This is a genomic window from Paenibacillus radicibacter, from assembly GCF_024721995.1.
Classification (GTDB): Bacteria; Bacillota; Bacilli; order Paenibacillales; family NBRC-103111; genus Paenibacillus_AM; species Paenibacillus_AM radicibacter.
In genome coordinates, this window is the sequence record NZ_JANQBC010000003.1 from 44,004 (window position 1) to 64,551 (window position 20,548).

General features: G+C 46.1%; 21 protein-coding genes. 13 read left to right on the forward strand and 8 right to left on the reverse strand.

From position 1 onward, the window contains the following. Positions 1-114 precede the first annotated feature (114 nt). The gene (locus NV379_RS07945) at positions 115-519 is read left to right on the forward strand and encodes a VOC family protein (RefSeq protein WP_258206772.1); all 405 of its coding nucleotides are present in this window, start codon (positions 115-117) and stop codon (positions 517-519) included. Positions 520-600: 81 nt separating this feature from the next. Here NV379_RS07945 and NV379_RS07950 read toward each other — a convergent pair whose 3' ends face one another. The 4 genes from NV379_RS07950 to NV379_RS07965 form a co-directional block, all read right to left on the reverse strand. Beyond that, positions 601-1,152: a GNAT family N-acetyltransferase gene (locus NV379_RS07950; protein WP_258206773.1), complete on the reverse strand. Its 552-nt coding sequence runs from the start codon at positions 1,150-1,152 to the stop codon at positions 601-603. Positions 1,153-1,235: 83 nt separating this feature from the next. Then, positions 1,236-1,694: a GNAT family N-acetyltransferase gene (locus tag NV379_RS07955; protein ID WP_258206774.1), complete on the reverse strand. Its 459-nt coding sequence runs from the start codon at positions 1,692-1,694 to the stop codon at positions 1,236-1,238. A gap of 131 nt (positions 1,695-1,825) precedes the next feature. Next, positions 1,826-2,668 (reverse strand): sulfurtransferase, encoded by an 843-nt coding sequence (locus NV379_RS07960; protein ID WP_258206775.1) that lies wholly within the window; start codon positions 2,666-2,668, stop codon positions 1,826-1,828. Positions 2,669-2,701: 33 nt separating this feature from the next. Further along, positions 2,702-3,160: a GNAT family N-acetyltransferase gene (locus NV379_RS07965; protein ID WP_258206776.1), complete on the reverse strand. Its 459-nt coding sequence runs from the start codon at positions 3,158-3,160 to the stop codon at positions 2,702-2,704. A gap of 270 nt (positions 3,161-3,430) precedes the next feature. Between NV379_RS07965 and NV379_RS07970 the strand changes: the two genes are divergently transcribed. The 6 genes from NV379_RS07970 to NV379_RS07995 all read left to right on the forward strand — a co-directional run bounded on the left by NV379_RS07970 (position 3,431) and on the right by NV379_RS07995 (position 8,430). Then, positions 3,431-4,363 (forward strand): ABC transporter ATP-binding protein, encoded by a 933-nt coding sequence (locus NV379_RS07970; RefSeq protein WP_258206777.1) that lies wholly within the window; start codon positions 3,431-3,433, stop codon positions 4,361-4,363. Then, positions 4,356-5,312, forward strand: a complete 957-nt coding sequence (locus tag NV379_RS07975) for an ABC transporter permease (protein WP_258206778.1) — start codon at positions 4,356-4,358, stop codon at positions 5,310-5,312. The genes NV379_RS07970 and NV379_RS07975 overlap by 8 nt, the downstream gene beginning before the upstream one ends. A gap of 222 nt (positions 5,313-5,534) precedes the next feature. Then, positions 5,535-6,467 carry an ABC transporter ATP-binding protein gene (locus NV379_RS07980; RefSeq protein WP_258206779.1) on the forward strand — a complete coding sequence of 311 codons (933 nt, stop codon included), beginning with the start codon at positions 5,535-5,537 and terminating at the stop codon, positions 6,465-6,467. Continuing rightward, positions 6,451-7,416, forward strand: a complete 966-nt coding sequence (locus tag NV379_RS07985; RefSeq protein ID WP_373426093.1) for an ABC transporter permease — start codon at positions 6,451-6,453, stop codon at positions 7,414-7,416. The genes NV379_RS07980 and NV379_RS07985 overlap by 17 nt, the downstream gene beginning before the upstream one ends. Positions 7,417-7,447: 31 nt before the next feature. Then, entirely contained in the window at positions 7,448-7,900 is a 453-nt protein-coding gene (locus NV379_RS07990) for a GNAT family N-acetyltransferase (RefSeq protein ID WP_258206781.1), read from the forward strand. A 77-nt stretch (positions 7,901-7,977) separates the two neighbouring features. Continuing rightward, the gene (locus tag NV379_RS07995) at positions 7,978-8,430 is read left to right on the forward strand and encodes a hypothetical protein (RefSeq protein ID WP_258206782.1); all 453 of its coding nucleotides are present in this window, start codon (positions 7,978-7,980) and stop codon (positions 8,428-8,430) included. Between the two features lie 46 nt (positions 8,431-8,476). On the opposite strand, the gene recQ is transcribed toward NV379_RS07995, so the two are convergent. After that, positions 8,477-10,288, reverse strand: coding sequence for a DNA helicase RecQ (recQ, locus tag NV379_RS08000; protein ID WP_258206783.1), 1,812 nt, complete (start codon positions 10,286-10,288; stop codon positions 8,477-8,479). Between the two features lie 196 nt (positions 10,289-10,484). Then, a complete protein-coding gene (locus NV379_RS08005; protein WP_258206784.1) occupies positions 10,485-10,778 on the reverse strand; it encodes a hypothetical protein in 294 nt (97 codons plus the stop codon). 172 nt (positions 10,779-10,950) lie between these two features. Here NV379_RS08005 and NV379_RS08010 point away from each other — a divergent pair, with 172 nt between their 5' ends. Both NV379_RS08010 and NV379_RS08015 read left to right on the forward strand, forming a co-directional pair. After that, entirely contained in the window at positions 10,951-12,552 is a 1,602-nt protein-coding gene (locus tag NV379_RS08010) for an SWIM zinc finger family protein (protein ID WP_258206785.1), read from the forward strand. Continuing rightward, positions 12,549-15,470: a DEAD/DEAH box helicase gene (locus NV379_RS08015; RefSeq protein ID WP_258206786.1), complete on the forward strand. Its 2,922-nt coding sequence runs from the start codon at positions 12,549-12,551 to the stop codon at positions 15,468-15,470. The genes NV379_RS08010 and NV379_RS08015 overlap by 4 nt, the downstream gene beginning before the upstream one ends. A 109-nt stretch (positions 15,471-15,579) precedes the next feature. Here the strand turns inward: NV379_RS08015 and NV379_RS08020 are convergent, their stop codons facing one another. Then, a complete protein-coding gene (locus NV379_RS08020; protein WP_258206787.1) occupies positions 15,580-16,710 on the reverse strand; it encodes a metallophosphoesterase family protein in 1,131 nt (376 codons plus the stop codon). A gap of 140 nt (positions 16,711-16,850) precedes the next feature. Between NV379_RS08020 and NV379_RS08025 the strand changes: the two genes are divergently transcribed. The 4 genes from NV379_RS08025 to udk all read left to right on the forward strand — a co-directional run bounded on the left by NV379_RS08025 (position 16,851) and on the right by udk (position 18,760). Then, positions 16,851-17,018, forward strand: coding sequence for a hypothetical protein (locus tag NV379_RS08025; protein WP_258206788.1), 168 nt, complete (start codon positions 16,851-16,853; stop codon positions 17,016-17,018). A gap of 157 nt (positions 17,019-17,175) precedes the next feature. Further along, positions 17,176-17,763, forward strand: coding sequence for a histidine phosphatase family protein (locus tag NV379_RS08030; protein WP_258206789.1), 588 nt, complete (start codon positions 17,176-17,178; stop codon positions 17,761-17,763). A gap of 33 nt (positions 17,764-17,796) precedes the next feature. Further along, on the forward strand, positions 17,797-18,012 hold the full coding sequence (locus NV379_RS08035; RefSeq protein WP_258206790.1) for a hypothetical protein: 216 nt from the start codon (positions 17,797-17,799) through the stop codon (positions 18,010-18,012). Between the two features lie 121 nt (positions 18,013-18,133). Then, complete coding sequence (gene udk / locus NV379_RS08040) at positions 18,134-18,760, forward strand: uridine kinase (RefSeq protein WP_258206791.1); 627 nt, start codon at positions 18,134-18,136, stop codon at positions 18,758-18,760. A gap of 99 nt (positions 18,761-18,859) precedes the next feature. Here udk and NV379_RS08045 read toward each other — a convergent pair whose 3' ends face one another. After that, positions 18,860-20,542, reverse strand: coding sequence for a UDP-glucose--hexose-1-phosphate uridylyltransferase (locus tag NV379_RS08045; RefSeq protein WP_258206792.1), 1,683 nt, complete (start codon positions 20,540-20,542; stop codon positions 18,860-18,862). Between the last annotated feature and the right edge of the window lie 6 nt (positions 20,543-20,548).

Here is a 20,548-nt window from a genome sequence, read left to right on the forward strand (position 1 = left end):
AAAAATAATTAAAACTTTTTTTCAAATCATGTCGATTCGGTCGTTTCTCGTTCGTTGTCTTAATAAAGGCAAGGTTAAACAAACCAAAACTAAACCCGAGAGGATGTTATTAAAATGGCTAAACACTCTACTTATATCTTATCTGAGGATGCAAAATCACAAGCAGAGTTCTACGTACAATCACTTGGAGGCGAGATCTTGTCGGTCATGACACACGGTCAGCTTCCTGGAGCACAAGAAGAACTGAAAGACAAAGTTGTTAACTTAACTCTAGTTGCCGCTGGTACACAATTCATGATGTCTGACTCCGTATTCGAACCACTCGCTCAAGGCAATGCAATTAACTTATGTCTGGAGTACACAGCAGATGATGAAGCTCGCGCAGCTTTCGATAAGCTTGCTGAAGGTGGTAGTGTGAAGTGCCCGCTGGAGCCTGCTTTCTGGGGTACATTGTATGGTCAAGTCGAAGACAAATTCGGCATTAGATGGATGATTACAACAGCTGCAAGCGCTTCTTAATCAATCGGAATTAACTGTAAAAGGGGAGTGGCGATTATACCATTCCCCTTTATCATTCTTATTTTGCTTAGGCATACTCCATTACTCTGCTCTATACAAAACTCGATATTCATCCTCTAGGATCGACATCTTAATCATGTCCTGATACTCCCCATCTAGGTAAAGAACATCTCGCTCTACCCCTTCACGCTTAAAGCCTAGTTTTTCATAAACATGAATCGCACGAGGGTTAAACACAAAGACACCTAGATGTATACGATGAAGCCCTAATTTCTCAAAACCATAACCAATCATAAGGCGCATCGCTTCTGTTCCATAGCCCTTCCCACGATGAGCTGTCCCTTGAATCCCTATTCGAATGTTTGCACTGCGATTAATTGTATCCATTTCATTAAGTACGACTTCGCCAATTAGCTCCCCTGTTTCTGTAGACACAATCATAAAATCGGCACGTTCATCACTTGGTATACTGATCTTACGCAGCCATGCTTCAATTCGCTCGCGTGAAAACTCCTGCTGCGAACCTGTTAATCGAGTTGATTCTGGATCGTTCAGCATAACTAGGTATTCATCTATATCGGATTCCATCGCATAACGTAATACAATTCCTTGACCTTCCAAAATTGTCTTCATCTCATGCTCGACCATATTCTTTCCCCCGACTATTACTCAATTTTTTCAATATTAAACTCTTTCACAATTGAACTATGTACCTGTTAGCGCGTGGTATCGAGGTACATCCGTGGCACCGACCCACCCTGTGTGTTGACGACACCTCTGGCGACAAATCCTACGGATTCGTAAAATCCTATTGCCTGCAGGTTCGCGGTTACCTCTACACGTACACCTCGCCGTGCAATGTCCTCGATCAGGACTCGTGCTATGCCTTGACGCATCCAGTCAGGATCAGTGAATAGATCCTCAAGTTCGAGGAAGTCATCGACTGGATGTACCGACGCAAAGCCGACGACTCGTCCAGCAACAACAGCAACACGCACGAACGGTAACATCGCGTCATCCCACACGAGCCACTCAGGATGAGTGGCAATAAGATCTCGGTCACCCTCGATTGTCAACGACGCACGGCGAAAGACATCACGCAGCGTGTCGACGTCATCGGCGACTGCGCTTCTTATGATGAAGTTAGACGAAGATAAAGTTGTCTGTTCATTCACAGTCGATTCTCCTTTACGGAAAAACATTAAATCGATTACATAGTTACCGAATCCAAATAAAGGCTGTGGCAGGTAGTATCCTCGCTTACCTCCCACAGCCCCCTAGCCACTCATAACGCGAAGTTCCGTCCTTACTCCACACCCGTCGCAATCAGATTATCTTCATAACTAATCCAATCACTCCAAGAACCTGCATACAACTTCACTTGCTCATATCCCGCTTCATGTAGTGCAAGTACATTCGGACAAGCCGTTACACCCGATCCGCAATAGACGATGATATCCTTGTCTCTTGGTAATACTTCCAAACGTTCACGCTGCTGACCCGGTGACAGCCAATTGCCATCTGGATCAAGTGCATCTTTCCAGAAGAAATTCTTGGCACCTGGGATGTGCCCTGCCTTCGAATCGATCGGCTCCATTTCCCCTGCATAACGTCCCGCTTCACGAGAGTCAATGAGCACACGGTCTGCACTGCCCAGATTGTCACGAACTTCTTCCATGGAAGCGAGCATTTGACGCTGTACTCTTGGAGAGAATACACGCTTCTCCGCAACTGGGATTTCGCTTGTCACTGGATTCCCTGCTGCTTTCCATGTGGAATATCCGCTATCTAGCACATACACCTCTTGATGATTCAAGAACTTCAGCATCCACCATAAACGTGAAGCCATAGCCCCACCTTGATCATCATAAGCAACAACCGTACGCGTGGAATCTACACCTAGATCACCTACGCATAGGGAGAACTCGCCTAAATCCGGTAATGGATGTCTTCCCCCATGCTCTCGTATTGTCCCGGACATATTTTTCTCCAAATCAACATGAAAAGCACCTGGTATATGGTCTTGCTCATATGCTTTGCGACCTGCTTCCGTGTTACCCTGACCCAGCTGAAATCTACAATCGATAATCATATATTTGTCGTCACCTAAACGTTCCTTTAACCACTCTTGGCTCACAATTGCTGTCATCTGCTTCTCATCCCTTCTATAACTAATCTGCAACTAATTCCACGGATCTATCGAATAGACGAGCCAATCGCCCTTCTTACCACCCATTTTCTCATAAAAACGCTGTGCACGCTCGTTATCGGATGCCGTTTCCCATGAAATTGAAGCGAATCCATTATGCGTCGCATATTCCTTGCAAGTCTGAAACAATCGCTGTGCTACCCCTGCTCCTCGATAGGCCTCATCTACATACAAATCATTCAAGACGAGAACTTTCGATGCTCGGAGGGTACTGTAGGTGAAGTAGAGAGTCGTGAATCCTACGAGCTTACCTTCGCTCTCCGCCACAAATTGAATCCCTGCCTGATGTTTCAGTAGCGTCTCAATAAGTCCATCAAGCTTCCCTGCTGAAGGCTGAGGACTCTTATAGAAATCAACAATGTACGAAATCATGAGTTCTTTTAATTGCGGAATATCCTTTTTATGAACCGAACGTATGGCAACTGTACCCACGCCTATCCCTCCCACAGTCTGTATCTATAAATTGTTTGAAAACTAAATTAATTTACATTATAGCATCACGCCCACTCCTGCATAACCCTCTTTTTTTACAAAAATAATCGGATTTGTCCAACTATTCCTAGTCCAAAGTCCAGTACCCTCCCTATCCCCAAAGTCTAGGTTACTACCCACCTCTAGTACGTATGAAGCTTAGCACCTGCTCCTATATACTAATCCAAGCAAGTCATACATGACCGTGTTTCGATGAATAGGAGGAGCGCTATGAGCGACCAAACGATCTTACAACTACGCAATGTTACGAAAAAAATAGGCAGCCGTACCCTTGTCGATCAACTGACAATTGATGTCCCTAGAGGGGAAGTATTCGGCTTTCTTGGACCCAATGGTGCAGGTAAAACGACCACAATTCGCATGATCGTAGGCTTAATGGGCATGACGCAAGGCGAGGTGATTATTAACGGTATATCCGTTACGAAAAACTTTGAGCAGGCGATGACCCAAGTCGGTGCTATTGTTGAGAATCCAGAGATGTATAAATTCCTAAGCGGTTACCAGAACTTAATTCACTATGCACGTATGAACAAAGGCATTACCAAGGAACGAATTGAAGAAGTGATCAAGCTCGTGGGACTTCAGAATCGGATTCATGAAAAAGTAAAACGTTACTCGCTTGGCATGCGCCAACGCCTTGGTGTTGCGCAAGCCATCCTTCATAAACCGAAGCTGCTCATTCTCGATGAACCGACAAATGGACTTGATCCTGCGGGCATTCGTGAGTTGCGCGATTACTTACGTAATCTTGCTCAAGTTGAAGGCATCTCGGTAGTCGTCTCCTCTCACTTGTTATCTGAAATGGAGCTGATGTGTGACCGTGTTGCCATTATTCAAGCAGGTAAGCTGATCGACATTCGCTCGTTACATACGGATAGTGAAGGAGCCGCGCTCACTCACCAAGTCTTATTCGAACTTGATGATCCAGTCACAGCCATTCAAGCCCTACTCGGGCAGGTTCATACTAGTCAAATTACAGTAACGGAACATAAAGGCATTCTTTTACCTCTTGAACGTGAACAAATTCCGGGGATTGTAGCTACTCTTCTACAAGCTGGGATTAATATCTATGGCATTACATATAAGACCAAGTCATTAGAGGAACAATTCCTTGAAATTACTGGAGGTGAACAGGTTGTCTAGTTATGCAGCACTTACACAAAATGAAAATATGAAAATTTATCGCCGGCCACGTACATGGGTCATGACAGGTCTTGTCGTATTCATGCTTATACTCGTCACGGTACTTATGCAGATCAATAGACCGACCGATGCAGTGAGTTCAGACTGGAGAGCACAAGTCACTCAATCGATAGCTAATGATCAATCTGATTTGCAAAACCCAGAGAAACTAACTCCATTCATGATTGAACGTTTGCAGAAAGATATTAAAATGAGTCAGTATCAACTTGAGCATAACATCAAACCCGATCGGCACACATTATGGGGAACAATCAAAAGTTTAACTCCGCTCCTTAACCTAACGATTATCTTTACTATTGTTGTGGCTGCGGATATGATTGCGGCTGAATTTACAGCAGGTACGATTAAATTGCTGCTTATTCGCCCTGCTTCTCGATTCCGTATTCTGATGAGTAAGTACATGGCTTCTCTGCAATTCGCTCTTTTCTTAACCGTTATCACATTCGTCGTCTCTTTCCTTATCGGTGGAGTGGTTAATGGATTTGCCGACTTTAACACGCCTGAACTTTATGTAGGAGCAGACGGACTCGTACACGAGCAGTCCATGATGATGAATGTCATGAAACAATACGGATTCCTTCTTGTAACCTTATTAATTTACGTGACCTTTGCCTTCATGATCTCCTCTGCCTTCCGTAGCTCGTCCATGGCAATTTCCTTATCGCTTGTTGGTCTGCTCGCTGGCCCGACAATTGTTGCGGTGTTGAGCAAATACACATGGTCCAAGTACATCTTGTTCGCAAACACAGACTTAAGTGTCTTCTTCGGTGGTACGCCAATGCGACCAGAGATGACCTTAACATTCTCGGTACTCGTACTTGCCGTTTACTTTGTTCTGTTCCATCTCATTTCTTGGTTCATGTTCACCAAAAGGGATGTCGCGGCATAATTTCATATTCATCTATACTGGTGTCCAGGGTCATAATAGCCTGATGGGCACCTTTTTTTCTCCATTTTATAGGTAAAATAATCCGAAATACGCCTACCCCGACCAAAGTCTAGTAACCAACCCACCGTAAGTACGTATAAAGTAGACAGATCTGTGCTATATACTAGACCAAGTGAATCAACGCAGAAATAATTATTTTCTAAGATAAATAGGAGGTTAGCTATGAGCGACCAAACGATATTGCAGCTTCGTAATGTAACGAAAAAGATCGGCAAACGCACCCTTGTTGATCATCTGACATTTGATGTGCCCAAAGGAGAAGTATTCGGTTTCCTCGGACCCAACGGTGCAGGTAAAACAACTACGATTCGGATGATCGTCGGCCTAATGGCAATGACGGAAGGTGAAGTGCTTGTGAACGGCGTTTCCGTTACGAAAAACTTCGAGGAAGCGATGACGCAAATCGGAGCGATTGTTGAAAATCCAGAAATGTATAAGTTCCTATCCGGTTACCAGAACCTTGTGCACTATGCACGTATGAATAAAGGTGTGACCAAAGAACGCATCGACGAAGTTGTCGCACTAGTTGGACTTCAGAATCGGATTCATGAAAAAGTAAAACGCTACTCACTTGGTATGCGTCAACGTCTAGGTGTTGCACAGGCCATTCTTCATCGACCTAAACTTCTTATTCTCGACGAACCGACTAACGGTCTAGATCCAGCAGGTATTCGTGAGCTACGGGATTACTTGCGCAAATTAACACAGGAAGAGGGCATCTCTGTCGTCGTATCCTCTCACCTACTATCCGAGATGGAGCTCATGTGTGACCGTGTAGCGATCATTCAAACAGGTAAACTCATTGATGTGCGCCCTCTGCATGCAGAAGGTTCAGATGCAACCGCAAATAAGAAAGTGTTGTTCGAACTCGATAACCCTCAAGCTGCAATTGTAGCTTTAGCAGGTCATGCGGATAGCAGCCAAATCCATGTTATGGATGGAAAAGGAATCTTACTTCCACTCGAACGTGAGCAAATTCCTACTATTCTAAATGTGCTTGTTCAAAACGGTATTAACATCTATGGTATCTCTTCGAAAGCGAAATCGCTTGAAGATCAATTCCTTGAAATTACAGGAGGTGAGCAGATTGTCTAACTTTTTCCCACTTGTTCAGAACGAGAATATGAAAATCTACCGCCGTCCGCGCAACTGGATTATGGCTGGATTTATTGTGCTTGCGCTCATCTTATTTACTGTGCTCATGCATATTAGCTCACCGGTAGAATCCGGTTCGACTGCAGATTGGAAGCCACAACTGACCCACCAGATGGAAGAAAACAAGAAGCTGTTAGCTGACCCTGAAGTGGCGGAATTTGTTAAAAAGAGATTTGAAGATGAAATTAAGGTTGGACAATATCAGCTCGAGCATAATATTAACCCTTATGAGCAAACAGCTTGGTCTACAGTAAAAGAATTATCACTGGTCATCAGTCTTGTATCGATCTTCACCATTGTGGTTGCAGCCGATATGATCGCAGCTGAGTTCACTTGGGGAACAGTCAAATTACTACTGATTCGTCCCGCTTCCAGGCTTCGAATCTTAATAAGTAAGTACACAGCCACATTGATATTCGCTCTATTCTTAACTTTGATCACATTCATCGTATCCTTCATTATTGGGGCGGCTACGAATGGATTTACAGGATTCTCAACACCTGAAATCTATGTAGGAGCTGACGGTGCTGTTCATGAGCGATTGATGATTCTAAGTGTGCTTAAGACATATGGCTTCTCCCTTGTGTCCACACTGATGTATGTTACTTTCGCATTCATGGTCTCCTCTGCATTCCGCAGTTCTTCCATGGCGATTGCCCTATCTCTTGTCGGGATGTTGGTTGGTAACACTGTCGTTAGCATTTTCCAAAAATACGAGTGGTCCAAATATATCTTGTTTGCAAACACAGATTTAAAGTCATACTTCGACGGTACACCATTTAGACCGGAGATGACGCTGTCGTTCTCCATCACGATTCTTGCCATTTACTTCGTGGTGTTCCACATCGTAGCATGGCTCATGTTCACTAAACGTGATGTCGCAGCATAATTGGTGCGCGATAAGCTTCGATCTTCATCCCATGCTCGAGGCACACGGAAAGCAAATCTGTACGTGGCGTTATCCAGCACCCTATGACTGCTACAACTGGTCGTCATGGGAGCAGATGATGCGTGACGAGGCTGAATTTGCGGATCCTGCAATTAGACAATTACAGTATGCAGTAACTTTAGATGAAGACGGGCAAGTGAGTGGATATGTGCAATATTTCCCGATCACTGGGGTGACGCGGCTCGGTCTTGGGCTGCGACCTGATCTCTGTGATCAAGGACATAGCCATGCATTTCTAACTGCGATCATTAACGAAGCGAGGCATCGTAATCCAGACCATGAAATTGATCTTGAAGTGCTGACTTGGAACAAACGTGCTATTCAGGCCTATGAGAAAGTGGGCTTTGTGATCACGGATACGTACGAGCGCGGCAGCCGAGCAGGACTTATTGAAGTGCATTGTATGGTATGGATAGGAAAATAATAAAAAACATCTGTTCATTCCTCTGGAATTGCAGATGTTTTTCTTTTTTTAAGGCATCCTATTATAGGGGTGAACGCATGCAGAAAATTGTATTCTATATGATGTGTATGACTTTGTTTGTATGTCACATTCACCATGCACACGCTGAACCAGTTAGCCAAAACCAGACTCCTGCTGCATATGTTGAAGTGTTTGATACAACGAAAGAAGAAGTGATTAGTCAGACGCAGTGGAGTCCCTCCATACATGCGGAAGTACAGCTAATATTGAAGCACTTAACGATATGTGACCAATTCGCTTTAAAGTTTGATGGCATTCTAGCCAAGATCCCTGTTATTCCAGCCGTCTCGGTTGATTCCAACATTACTCGTGAAAAAATAATGGAAATCATTTTGTATCGAAGTAACAATTGGAATGAACGGAACCTTCTTCTTCTGATTACGCAGTCGGGTAAGACGGTTATTTGCTACTCCGAACATTCTTTTGATCCACTTATCGATCAATTGATTATTAGCGGTATGATTGAATAAAAGCCAAACATGAATTCGTTTGGCTTTTTGTCTTTATTTAATAATATTAATAATCGAAATCGTCTGCACTGGCACCTTGTGCATGTTCGCGCAGCAGTGCTAAGAATGGCTGACCATAGCTGCGGAACTTCGCTTCTCCAACCCCTTTGATCGCAAGTAAACCTGCCGCTGTTGTCGGACCTACTTCACTCATCTCACGCAAGGTCGCATCATTGAAAATGATATACGGCGGCACTTTCTCACGCTGTGAAATTTCACGGCGTAATAGGCGAAGCTGTTCGAACAGCATGTTGCCCGCAGCCGAATTTTCAGTGCGTTTCTCAATACGGCGTACTTTCTGGTGAACTCGTGCTGCACCCTTAAGCACATCTACAGCTGGCCAGTCCAACTTCACCGTCGGATACTGCCCTTCTGATAATGCCAGGTAGCCATCGGCTACCAATACATTAATGAGATCGGAAATTTCTTTCTCCGACATGCCGTTAAGTACCCCGAATGTCGGCAGTTTGTCAAAGCGGTATTCGATAATCCGCTTTACACGCGATCCTTTTAACACACCAGCAACTAGAGAAATACCGAAGCGCTCCCCCATACGTCGTATGCAGGAGAAAATCTTCTGCGCTTCAACTGTAATATCGATGCTCTCCCGATCATCCGTACAGGAAGAACAACGTCCGCACTTCACAAGCTCCCCTTCATCACCAAAATAGTCCAAGATATACGTATGCAAACACTGCGGCGTATAGCAGTAATCGACCATCGTCTGCAGCTTGTGATAATCGTTCGCCTTGCGATCTTCGGCTTGCGTCCCCTGCTCAATCAAGAACTTCTGCGTCATGATGTCCTGCGCAGAGAACAGCAGCATACAGTCACTCGGCTCACCATCTCGGCCTGCACGACCTGCCTCCTGATAGTAGCTCTCCATGTTCTTCGGCATGTTGTAGTGGATCACGTATCGTACATTCGATTTGTCGATCCCCATTCCGAAGGCATTGGTTGCAACAATCACGCGAATGTCATCATAAATAAACGCATCTTGTGCATGAATCCGCTCATCGTCTGATAGTCCTGCATGATACTTGCCTGCGGAAATGCCATTCTTGGCAAGGAAAGCTTGAACTTCTTCCACTTCTCGACGTGTTGCAGCATAAATAATACCGGGCTGATGCGTATGCTCCTTCGCATAACGAAGCACGTAATCGCGTTTGTTCTCACCACGCAGTACGTTTAGTGCGAGGTTTTCACGTCCAAAGCCCGATACATGAATCTCAGCCTCCCGAAGACGAAGCAGCTTTGCAATATCTACCGTCACTTCACTTGTCGCTGTTGCGGTAAATGCCGCTACGAGTGGACGGTTAGGCAATTCTTCAATAAATGGTGCGATATTCACGTAACTCGGACGGAAGTCATGCCCCCAATGGGACACACAGTGTGCTTCGTCTACCGCTACGAACGGAATGCGCATGGTTGCCATTCGCTCACGGAACCACACCGATTCAAGACGCTCGGGTGCGATGTAGAGAAGTTTAAGCTCGCCCCGCGCTGCCGCGCGCAACCGCTGCTCAACTTCACTGCCTGATAAGCTAGAATTGATGAATGCAGCTGGAATGCCAACTTGATTAAGCGCATCAACCTGATCTTTCATCAAGGAGATGAGCGGTGAAATAACGAGTGTGACTCCCTCCATTAGCATGGCAGGAACCTGATAACAGATGGACTTACCACCACCAGTTGGCATAATGCCGAGGGTGTCATGTCCATTTAGCAGCGATTGAATGATCGGCTTCTGACCCGCGCGAAAGTCGGGGTAGCCGTAATATTTTTGCAAAACTTCTTTTGCATGATTAAATATGGCCATAGGCGATTAGTTGTTCCTTTCGGAGTAGGCGGGGTAATAAGTCAAACGGAGAATAAAAGAAGCAACTGGAGGAGCGTTAGCGTTCGACTTTGAAAGAGTGAACATACCTAATAATAAATTCAAAGTTCACGATTTCACGGAGACCGGAAGTACTTCTTTTATTCGCAGTGACCAGACTTATTAACACGCCACATTTTTATATTAATGAAATGACGGTCGCAAGCCCACCGGACGAACGCACAATGATGACATGACGCTCGTGATCGTAGCGCACACTTCCAGATCCAACATGGCAAACTGGCTCTGTGCCTAGAGCATAGAAGAGATCATCTGTTAGGGTGCCGATGCACTCCAACTGCTCATCTTCTGCAAGTAGATCCCAATCTGCTGCTTCCATTTCCAAAAAGACATGCACATCTGTGATTTTCGAAATGGCTGCTGTTAGTTCCTTCTGAATGTCGCTGTACTCTCTACCGAATTTAACTCCCATTTGTACACGATCCTTTCGATCCTTTTCTTCGAGTGTAACATATGTGCCCATGTAAATGAATTAGAGCCCGGAATGAGGTAAAACTAAAAAAGAATAGGGGCAATTCTTCACAAAATTTGGTACTATAAGGAGATAGCTTTCTAACATTCCTTTACTGTCGGAGGGGCGCTTCATGCTGAAACTGCACATTCCGAAAAATCGCATAGAGTATTTATTGAAGCAGTTAAAGCACTATCACGAATGGGACGATGTCGAGCAGGGCTGGACTCTTTTTCATAAGGGCAAAGTCTTAAGTCTTGATCTCCTAGACGAAAACCTAGTGTCTGCTTCCGTGCGCGAAAAAAAGCCCCTGAATGTACGTGTTCATCTCGATGAATTCACGCGCAGCAAGTGTGCCTGCACCGATCCAAAACCTTGTGTACATATGGCTGCTGTGATCTTTGCCATTTATGCAACGCAAGGTCGTCCAGAGATGATTTTGCAAGAATTAAAAAAATACTTAGCCAAAAAATCAGCGCAGCGTGCAGCAAAGTTACGATTAGATGAGAAAAAGGACGCAAACATACTCCCCGAGATGGATGATTGCCCAACGAAGTGGCAGCGATATTTCGAAGGGCGATTTAATGGGTTTGTGATCTCTCATCAATATACGTTCGAGATGTTCGCATCCGCAGTGTGGGACTTACTCTTGCCACTTGCAAGCAGCTGGAACAAGCCAGAGCGCAAAAGACTGTTTTGTGTCAATATTGCACTGTTTGCCTTGCGCCGAATCGAAAACTTCTATGAGGCTACCAAGTCTGCCTACCTTTCTTCGTATCACGAAACGAGTAGTACAGCCGCCGTTACAACTTGTGAACAGCGACTTCTCGATATGATGCAAGCTGAAGAGATGGGAACTATCCAACGAAAAGATGCGAGTGCTTGGCAAGAAACCTTACTATTACTCAGCGAATATGCCTTGTCTGGTCGAACCATACCTGTGGATTGGCTGCAAATTTATCGACTAATCTGGTGGAATCTCACCTCGGAGACAACACTCATTGAGAATGAGAAAAAGCGACTTGATGCGTTTCTAACTTCACTCGATAAGAAGAAACTAACCGAACGGCAGCATGATGTACTTATTATTGCTCGAGCACATTTTGACGTGATGGAGCATCAAATTAAAGTTGCATTTGATCGATTAGAACAGCTCCACACTTGTACGCCGAGCGATTATTATATGTACTTAAAACATAATCGGGAGCAAGGGAACTGGACAGCACTTCAAGAATGGCTGCAGTGGCTGCTACCTGTTATGCATACGGTGGCACAAGAAGATTTCCGTGCGTTATGCCAATTCTGGAGCGATGCGGCGAAACAGCTGCAATCTGATCACGAATGGGTACAAGCGATGGAGACACTTCTGCCTCGCTCTTACTATTACTACACAGCCTATCTATTACAAACCAAGCGGTACCGCAAGTGGGTTGATTTACAGTTAGCAACGCGGGTATCCCCGCTCAATTTATACAACGTAGAATTACGAACTGTCGAGGAAGCAGACTGCAAGTTACTGCTCCCGCTTTACCATCAAGCGATTGAACGACTCATTCTGGAGAAGAATCGTTCATCTTACAAAACAGCACTTGCTATGCTAAAGAAACTAAATGAGTATTATGCCAAACTCGGTAAGCTCGGTGCTTGGCACTTCTATCTGGAAGGATTGCAAAACAAATTTGCGCGTCTTCGCGCGTTCCAAGACGAACTGATGAAAGGACCGTGGAAGCTATGATCGATACATCTGCGCTGACGGTTCATACGGCTTCGATGCCTAACGGCTCTCTATTCTTATGGGGAATGCGGGATCGCGGCGGGGCTTGGGAAGCCTTGGACCTGAAGCATATGCTATTTGCTTGGCACGAACCTTCTTTCTATGGGACGCTAATTGAGGAAAAAGAAATGGGGCAAATCGAAGGGGTCGAACTCGAACCTATCGAGGCCCTTGATTATTTCACAGCTCCTAGCTGTGTGGAACATGTTCGATTCAAATGGAGCGAGAGCGCAGAAGCCATCCGACGATTAGCACCTGCTGTCCACTCTGCACTTGCTGGCGAACGTTTCTTACCCAGCTATGAGCATTGGCGCAAAGGTGAAGTCGGTTGGAAACTAGATCTACCCGAAGATGCACAATCATTCGTGAGCGAAGATGCCCAGCGCTGGATGGATGCTGTCGTTCCCGCGTGGATCGCGGTCCACGGCGGGGCTGAGCGCCTGCACCAGCTGGAGCAGGCGTTCCCTCGCATGCGGCAGGGCGAAGTGCCGCATGATCTATGGCTCGACGAGGACGACTGGCTCGTCGCAATCGGTTGGCAGCACGATGCTGCCGCTTTCCGCACCTGCATTCAGCTCGTAGAGCCTGAAGGCAGGCGCGATTGGCAGCTCCGCGTGCTGCTGCAAGATCGCGCGGATGGCAGCATCATCCGCGCAGTAGACGGCAGCGGGGCCCTCCTACCGGAGGAAGCGCCGCTGCCCGAACACTGGACCCCGGATATTGATCGGGTCCAAAAAGACACCGGCAAGTGGCTGCGCCTCTTGCCATGGCTGACAACCGCCGACCATGATGGGTCGGCGAAACTGCCCATCGTGCTCGGGCACGATGGGGCTTGGCGCTTCCTATCGGAAGGCAGCGCCAAGTTGATCGCGGCAGGTTACACCGTGTTCCTGCCGGCTTGGTGGGACCGTGTAAGGCGGCTGCGGCCACGGCTGCGAGCGAAGCTTCGCTCGGAGTTGAATCCAGCAGGAGTGCGCCAGCGGGAGTCGCTGTTCGGCATTACGCAGCTCATGCAGTTCGACTGGAAGCTTGCCATCGGTGACTTAGAGTTAACCGAAGATGAATTTACTCAGTTGCTTAATGAAAAACGCAGCTTGGTACAAATCCGCGGTCAATGGATCCAACTTGATCCCAAAGCACTCAGCGAAATTAGTGCTGCGATCCGTAAACTTCAGCAGAGCAAAGGGCTATCCCTGCGCGATGCGCTTGCCCTACATTTGCTCGGAACAGGCGGCAACAACCGCTCCGATGCTTTTGTCGATGAAGATGCTGAACTTGAAGCAGACCGTGCTCGCTTCGATATGGAAGTTGAACTCACTGAACATCTGGAACAGATGATTGATAAATTAGTACACACCAAGCATATTCCTGAAGTCGTAACCCCTGCTGCATTCCAAGGGGATCTGCGGCACTATCAGCGTCAAGGTGCTTCGTGGCTACTATTCTTACGACAGTTCGGACTTGGTGGTTGCTTAGCAGATGATATGGGTCTAGGTAAGACGATTCAATGGATCACTTACTTACTATCCGTCAAAGACCGCGCAGCAGCAGACCAAGCCCTTCATCCAGATTCACCTAAATCAACACCTTCGCTGCTCATTTGTCCAACCTCCGTACTCGGTAACTGGCAAATGGAACTGAAGCGCTTTGCCCCTACACTACGTGTTCATCTGCATTACGGACCTCAGCGCTTGAAAGGGCAAACTTTCGCGGATGTCATGCAAGACGAAGTCGATCTTGTACTAACTTCGTACAACTTGTCTCATATCGACGAAGAAGAACTGAATATGATTCATTGGGACTCAATCTGTCTAGATGAAGCCCAGAACATTAAGAATGCTTATACGAAACAATCTGCTGCAATCCGTAAGCTTTCAGGCTTCCATCGGATTGCGATGACAGGAACTCCTGTTGAGAATCGGCTCGCCGAGTTATGGTCGATCTTCGAGTTCATTAATCCTGGATACTTGGGGACATTACGGGACTTCACGCATCGTTACGTATCACCGATCGAATCGGTACGTGATCCTGAAGCCCTTGCTTCTGTACAAAAGCTCGTGCGTCCTTTCCTGCTGCGCCGTGTGAAGAATGATCCTGCGATTCAGCTTGATCTGCCTGAGAAGAACGAGACGAAAGTGTTCGTCTCTCTTACTGCCGAGCAGAGTTCTCTTTACGAGAACTACATCCAAGATATGTTCTCTCGCATTGACAAAATGTCCACGATGGAGCGTCGCGGCCATATTCTAACCGCATTAACAAAGTTAAAACAGCTCTGCAATCACCCTGCTCTTCTGCTCAAAGAAGGTCCACAAGCCGTTTGGGAGCATCGTTCCAATAAAGTGGAGCGTCTAACGGAGATGGTACAGGAGCTTCGGCAAGAAGGCGATAAGTGTCTGATTTTCACACAATTCGTGGAGACAGGTTTCTTATTACAGCGCATTTTGCAGGAAGAGATTGGTGAGAATGTTATTTTCCTAAATGGATCTACACCTAAGACGCAGCGCGATGCGATGATTGCTCACTTCCAAGATCGAACACTGCCTGAAGAAAATCAGAACAATATCTTCATCCTCTCGCTCAAAGCCGGTGGAATCGGGCTTAACTTAACTGCTGCCAACCATGTGTTTCACTTTGACCGTTGGTGGAACCCTGCTGTCGAGAATCAAGCAACCGACCGGGCTTATCGCATTGGACAGACGCGCAACGTTCAAGTACACAAATTCATCACCATTGGTACGCTTGAAGAACGCGTCAATGAGCTGATGGAAGGCAAGCTCGGTCTTGCTGAAGGGATAGTAGGTAAAGGCGAGAGCTGGATCACCGAGATGTCGGAGAGTGATTTGCGTGAGCTATTCACCTTGCGTACGGAATGGAGCTAGTTGGTTTCTAAGATAGAGTCAATAACGAAAGAACGCACAAACCAGAAATTCCACATAGCGCCACTTTGCGCAGCTGGAACTTGGCTTGTGCGTTTTTTATTTATAAAGGCTATAACACCCACTCATCCAACTCTTCTAACCACTTCCCATGCTGCAAATCACGTCCTCTTACTCGCACATGATCACCTTGCACCTCAATGACTAAGCCTTCGCTCGCATCGCCAGTTAACGACTTTGCTTTGCCTTCAACGTTTCGTGGTTCCCATACGGAGGATGAATTAACTATGGTAAAGCCTTTGCGTACAACGGTTTTGGGCAGTGCCAACTCCCAGTGTGAATGTCCAGAGAACAAGATCACGTTCGGATATTTGTCCAAAATCGCCATTAATCGCTCATGCTGCACGATACCTCGATTGTAAGTAGCAGAACCGCTCCCTGATACGGAGTTTGGCAGAGGTTGATGGATGAAGACGAAGATGGGCTTTACTGCTCGTGACTGATTTTTAACAGATGCCCCGGAATCTGCGCGAACCTCCTCCTTCAATTTCTCCCCTCTCGTCCCGATAAAATCTTTTGCCACCAGCCCTTTTACCTCGTCATCCTTTAATGTTTGCTCTAACCACTTGAGCTGATCCTCCGACAAATAAGCATCCTCCAGAATGGATTCATCCGAGGAGCGATAGCGTTCTGATCCTAACAGGATAAAATGATAACCTTGAATCCAGCGATCTTGATATACATTCTTCGCTCCAGTAAATTGCACAAAACGCGCAACGGACATCTGCTCGGTCTCTCCATTTGGATACGTCCACCTGCTCCATTCTCCCCTGCGGTTATGCCACGCTTGATAAAACTCATGATTGCCAATCGTATATAGCACCTGCGATGGATGAGGAGCCGCTTGCATCACTTGTCCCACCCTAGCATAATCTTGCGGATGTCCATCACCCAAGTCGCCATTTACAATAAGTGCTGACGAATCAGGTGCAGCTTGCCCAAGATCTTGCAGGGCATGCACGCATTTGTCTACGGCATTTGGTCGATTTAGATGAATGTCACTAATGAGCCAGAACGTCAGGTGCTTAGACTCCGGGTTCAATTCCCCAACTTGATTCAAAATCCGTGCTCTACTCATAGTTTCCAGTGGCTTCATAACCGAGTAAGCCGAAGTTCCGCCCCCAACCCCTAAACCGATCATCATAAGTAAAGCTGCGCTCCAATAACGCCTTTTTTGCAGCATGTGAAATTACCCCTTTGTCCTTTGTCCGTTATATGCATAACTTTCATATGTTTCGTTGAGAGTAGTTTGCACGAACACAGGCATATTTAGGCATTCCTCCGCACAAGCTATACCATCACAGACAGAAAGGAATTTCACCTATGAAAAATAAAGATCTTGAAGACGACTATGTAGGTACAACAAATATGCATGCAAAAAATCAAGACATGGCATTCGTGAACGACACGCTCGATCTTGCAGAGGACAAGCATATGATCGTAAACTCTTCTGAAGACGCAGAAAAAACTCCACAATCTGACGAAGAGTAATCCTTAAAATCAGGTCATATTAACAGTGGCCAAGCTTGCGATTAATTATTTTACAAAAATGGGCTGATGGGTAATCCTATCCGCCTTTTTGCATGAACTTTGATATACTTAAATTTGAGCCATGCCTATTCTGATATACATAAAGGAGAATGCAAGAATGACGACGACAATCGGACTAATTCGACACGGCCTTACAGATTGGAATGCGCAGCAAAGGATGCAAGGACAAACCGATATCCCTCTTAATAAGCTTGGACGCGAGCAAGCGGAAGCTATTGCAGCAAGACTTGCCGAAGAAGAGTGGGATGTCATAGTGGCTAGTGATCTGTCCCGTGCATACGATACAGCAGAGGCAATCGCCAAAGCAAAAGGTAAAAAAGTGGACATTGTTGATCCAAGGCTCCGTGAATTGAATTTAGGTCAGCTTGAAGGCATGACCAAAGACGAGCGTACGGCAAAGTGGGGCGATACCTACAACGAGCAAGAACTTGGAGTTGAAGATCGTACACACGTTGCTGATCGCGGTGAACAAGCAATTGATGACGTGGCGGCACGCTATCCCGGTCAGAAAATCCTCATGGTTTCACACGGTGGATTAATTCGCACAACGCTCACACGACTCGTTCCCGAGTCTGTGCAAGATGGCCCTATGGGCAATACATCCCTGACGATTCTTCACAAAAAAGAAGCCGGATGGGACTGCAAGTTGTACAACTGCACCTCGCATTTAAGTTCGCTTCGTTAATCATTTTCCCATAGGGAGGTGGAGGTTAATTGTATGAAAATCAAGCTTGAAGCCACCCTTGAAATCGATATAGAAGAAATTTTATCTGATTGCTACATGCTCGCTCCGCGTGACGAAATCACAAGAGAGATTAAGCAGCTTGTACTTTTTTGGGGAGAGCAGCGACTTGTCGAAGAAGGGTGGCCTGTTCCTTGTTCGATTAAAGACATTCGCGATTATCTCATGGAAAATGAACTGATTTCTAGATAAATAGGAAGCAAACCCTAGTCCACTCTACAATTTTGACAAAAGGTAATCTTTTTATTTTTAAATCGACTCGATTTTTGTTAAAATACGTAGTAGAGCTTAGGACAGGAGAGAATACAGGTTTATGTTAATTATAGGTATTGCAGGCGGAACAGGGTCGGGGAAAACATCAGTTGCACGCTCTATCATCGACAAACTCGGCGAGGACCGAGCGGTTATTATTTCTCAAGATAATTATTATGCGAATCACGCTAATCTTCCGTTTGAAGAACGTGAAGCACTTAATTATGATCACCCGAATGCCCATGATAATAAATTGTTGATTACGCACTTGAACGAATTGAAGCAAGGACGCGGGGTTGAAGTACCTGTCTATGACTTTGTGAATCATGAGCGTTCAACTAGTACGCTTCCGATTGAACCAAAATCCATTGTGATCGTCGAAGGCTTACATGTGCTGACTGATGAAGATGTACGCAGCGCACTTGATGTCAAAGTATTCGTCGATACAGATGCGGATATTCGTATTTTGCGACGCGTGGTACGTGATATGAATGAGCGCGGGCGTTCCCTACAATCAATTTGCAATCAGTACATGTCTTCTGTGAAGCCGATGCATGATGCATTTATCGAACCTTCGAAAAAATACGCAGATGTCATTATCCCTGAAGGGGTTAAGAATGAGGTCGGCGTTAATTTGCTTATGATTCTAACGGAACGTTACATGAGTAAAAGCGAAGTAAACATGTAATATTTTCTATTTATTTTTAAAAAAAGAGTGCAAACCACTAACCCATTCGTAAATGGTGTTCATGGTATTGCACTCTTTTTGCATATCGTGATTGCACGATTATAGGGCAGTATAACCTGATGCTTGCAAAAATCGTTCAAAGGCTTGTTGTCCTGCTTCATTACGCTTATACACACCTGCGTCATGCAGCACTTGCATGAACTTCTCGCCGACGGATTGCTTCAGAATCGCATCAGCTTGCTCAATTGTCGCTATCGTTCCATGAATTTCGCGTAATTCTTCCATCCATGTTGAATGCGGCATAATAGCACTTGGGAGTTGATCTACGGCTACAGCCGGCTGCGTTAGCAGCTCACTAATAGCCGCAAGCTCCGTATGCAGACGTGGCGGTAGCACCGCAAGACCCATCACTTCGATTAAGCCAATGTTCTCCTTCTTAATGTGGTGCAAGTTGCGATGCGGATGGTAGATGCCTTCGGGATGTTTCTCACTTATACGATTATTGCGAAGTACGAGGTCCATCTCGTACTCCCCAGCTTCATTTTTACGTGAAATGGGTGTAATCGTATTGTGTGGTACATCGCCGCTATAGGCGGATACACCTGCTGTTTCATCACTATATCCACGCCAAGCACTCAGCAGATGCTCAGCCGCTTGGATGAGCTGCGATTTATCCACACTTGCGAGTCGAACGACTGACATCGGCCAACGTGCAATTCCCCCATGTACATCTGGGAAATTTGGATGCGCGTAAGCACGTTCGATCGGTGACTTCTGTAACGGAAACTTATGGTTGCCACATTGGTAATGATCATGTGTCAGAATCGATCCGCCAACAATCGGAAGATCCGCATTAGAACCGATGAAGTAGTGCGGAATCTCATCTGTGAAATCAAGTAAGCGCTCAAATGTCTGTGGTGTGATGCGCATTGGGACATGTAGTCCGTTCAGAACGATACTGTGTTCGTTGTAATACATATACGGTGAGTATTGGAAGAACCATTCTTCACCTGATAACGTTAGCGGCAGAATTCGCAAGTTCTGTCTAGCTGGATGATCCAGTCTACCGGCATAACCGACATTTTCGACACATAATAGGCAGTTTGGATAGGTGTGCTGAGCAGCCTTCGCAAGTGCCGCAATTTCTTTTGGATCTTTCTCAGGTTTGGATAAGTTAATCGTAATCTCCAGCTCACCATATTCCGTCTCGGCTGGCCAAATAATATTCTTCTCAATGCGATCCATACGAATATAGCAGGAATCAATGGATAGACGGTACCAGTAATCTGTAGCGGCTTTAATGCCTTGTGTCGCACGTATATGCTGGAACTTCGCTGCTGCTTCAGATGGACGCGGCATGAGCGGCCCCATCAGCTTTGCATCGAGCAAATCCCGATATGTTGTCGTATTGTCTGGCAGAATACCAACTTGATACGCGTAGTCCATGAGTGTAGCGAGTAGTGCGTTAGGTGATGCTGTGGATGGAGCGGATTGTGATCCAGTTGTTCCAACTTTAGATCCCGCCTCCCCCTCAACCGATGCCCAATGATTCTCGGATAGCGGTTGATACATCGTCCAACCGGCATTTCCTGCGTGATCCTGCGCATCGAGCGCTGGATCATAGGGTGCTGCGAGCTGGAGCTCCGCGAGCAGACTGTTACGAGCCGCGCATACATCCAGCGGCTCAATCATTCCCGCGCCTAAGGCGTACTGCAAAAGCCCCTCCAGGGCTCTTGCAGCCGTATTCGGCGCGATGTGCGTTCCAGCGATGACGTCGTTCATCGCATA